The sequence below is a fragment of the Streptomyces sp. UF-297 genome, assembly GCF_058245575.1.
In genome coordinates this window covers 1-2398 of record NZ_JBSIBZ010000202.1, presented here as the reverse complement: position 1 = coordinate 2398, position 2398 = coordinate 1, and the positions used below count along the sequence as shown (strand labels likewise).

The following is a 2398-nucleotide window of genomic DNA, read 5'->3' as shown; positions in this document are numbered from 1 at the left end:
GGGGCTCCTCCGGACGCCCGCCCCCCGGGGACCGGGGGGCGGGCTGAACTCCGTTGTGGCTGAGGCGACACGAGCGCACCGTCGTCGGCCGCCGGCACCGCCGTGGTGACGGCCAGGGGCTGAGGTCGAAGAAGGGGTTGAGAGGGAGCTGGTCGACGTCGAGGGGTGCGGGCCGGCCCGGGGGAGCGGCAGCGGTGGGCGGTTTACGTGGCGGGCCGTCCGCCGTCTGCGGGTCCGTCGTGGTGCTGAAAGGCGGCTGGCAAGGAGGGGGTCGGCCCGGCCCGGAGGGCACGCGCGGCACCGCGAAGAATCCGAGAAAAACCCTGGTCAGACCCCCTTTTCCGCTTCCGTTTCCGGCCCAACACTGGTAATGTTGTCCTTGTTGGAAGGGGATGGCACCCCGGACAACGAGGACCACTCGAAACCCGCCGAAAGGTGCTGGACATGAACGTCAAGGCCCGCAACTCCCGCCCCGTCGCCGCGAAGGCCAGCGAGACCCCCGAGCCGATCGTCATCAACACCCGTCACCCGGAGTCCGGTCTGGCGATCAGCTACCGCGTCACGGTGGACACGGTGGAGCGCGCCGAGGTGATCAGCGAGGCGGGGGTTTCGGTCGGGCTGGTTGCCCGGCTCACGATCCAGACGAGCCCGCGTCAGCGCCCTGTGACCATCATGGCTAGCCGCCTCATTGGCGAGGCGGTGTGGTACTCCGACGCCATGACGGAGCGCGGCGGTCGCGTCCACTACTCCCGAGGGTTCGGGAACCGGCGCGGGACGCCCCGCCGCCTTCTGGCCGACCTCGGCGACGTGCTCAGCATCTGCGCGTACGACGTTCCCGGACTGGTCGAGGAGGCGGAGCCCGGCCGCCCCCTGAAGCTGCGCAAGGTGAAGGCCAAGCGCAAGGCGAAGGCCGCCGCCAAGGCGTGACCCGAACGGCCGGGGCGCGGTCAGCGCCCCGGCCACCCCCAGGGGGCCGGATCAAAAAAATCCCTGGTCAGGCCCCCTATCAGCTTCCAAATCAGGCTCAATTCTGGTAATGTTGTCCTTGTTGGGAGGGGGTGGCACCCCGACCGACAACCTCGAAACCGCACCGCAAGAGAGGCACCGAAATGGCCACCAAGACGACGCGCCGCCGCTCCACCAAGTCCGCCGAGGAGCGCGAGGCCGAGGTAGCCGCCCTCCACGAGCAGCTGAACGACGCGATTGCGTCCCTGGTCTCCGCCGACGGGTGGAAGGCGATGCTCCGCGCCACCGTCGCCAACCTCGGCCGCTACTCCGTCAACAACATGCTGCTGATCCTGGCCCAGTGCCCGCACGCCACCCAGGTCCGGAGCTTCAAGCAGTGGAAGGAGCACGGCCGCCACGTCCGCAAGGGGGAAAAGGGGCTGCGGATCTTCGCCCCCATGACGGTCAAGAAGAAGGACAAGGACGGTAACCCCGTCCTTGACGAGAACGGCCAGGAACAGAAGCGCGTCATCTTCAAGACCGTGCCGGTGTTCGACATCAGCCAGACCGACCCCGACGAGGAGACCGCCCCGGAGGAGACGCCGGAGGCCGCCTACGCGCTCGGCGTGAAGGTGACCGGCGAGGCCCCGGCCGAACTGTGGGAACGCCTCACCCACCACGCGGAGAAGGTGCACGGCTACTCCGTCCGCCTGGAGCCCACCAGGGGCGAGGACGGATACACCGACCCCAAGACCCGCGTAGTCGGCATCAAGGAGGACGACCCCGAGGCACACCGCGTGATCACGCTCGCCCACGAAGTCGGACACATCGAGTGCGGACACGTCGCGGACCTTGACGAGTACCGCAGGCACCGGGGCCGCATGGAGTGTGAGGCCGAATCCGTCGCGTACATCGTGGCCGGGGCGGCCGGGCTGGACGCCGCCCTAACCTCCGTCCCGTACATCGCGGATTGGGCAGGCCGGACCGCCGAGGAAGTACGGGCGACGCTCGCCGCCGCCAGCGAAACCGTCCTCCGCGCCGCCCGTGCGATCCTGGCCACCACTGCCCCGGCGGACGACGAGGCCGAGGCGGCCCGCGTGGCAGAGGAGGCGGCCCACGCCGCCTACCAGGCGGAGCGTGCCGAGATGATCGAGGCCGACCAGCAGCGCGAACAGGCCCAGCCGGTGAGCGCCGCCCTGGAGGCCGCCCCCGCCCAGGGGTGACCCGAAGCCGGGGGGAGGGACTCCCTCCCCCCGGCGCGGCGGAGGCGACGACCGGTCGCCCCGGGGGCGGGTCGCCGCGCACCGCAGCGACCCGCCCGACATGGGCGACGACCGCGCCGTGGGCGCTCACGGCCGGTACGCATCGCCGCAGTGCGCCACCCGGCCGGGGGCCGGGTGCGAGGGGCGCTCTCGCGCCGCCCCCTCGCGCTCCCCCGGCGCCGGGGGGGGGC

Annotated in this window: 2 protein-coding genes; both read left to right on the top strand. The window is 71.4% G+C overall.

The features are described from left to right. The first annotated feature begins 444 nt into the window (after positions 1-444). The gene (locus tag AC4IJH_RS43375) at positions 445-927 is read left to right on the top strand and encodes a hypothetical protein (protein WP_490857543.1); all 483 of its coding nucleotides are present in this window, start codon (positions 445-447) and stop codon (positions 925-927) included. Between the two features lie 182 nt (positions 928-1109). Then, positions 1110-2168, top strand: coding sequence for an ArdC-like ssDNA-binding domain-containing protein (locus AC4IJH_RS43370; protein WP_164347816.1), 1059 nt, complete (start codon positions 1110-1112; stop codon positions 2166-2168). The last annotated feature ends 230 nt before the right edge of the window (positions 2169-2398 follow it).

Excerpts from the sequence above, each read along its gene's own strand:
- AC4IJH_RS43375 (WP_490857543.1), top strand. The coding sequence starts at position 445 with ATGAACGTCAAGGCCCGCAACTCCCGCCCCGTCGCCGCGAAGGCCAGC.
- AC4IJH_RS43370 (WP_164347816.1), top strand. The coding sequence starts at position 1,110 with ATGGCCACCAAGACGACGCGCCGCCGCTCCACCAAGTCCGCCGAGGAG.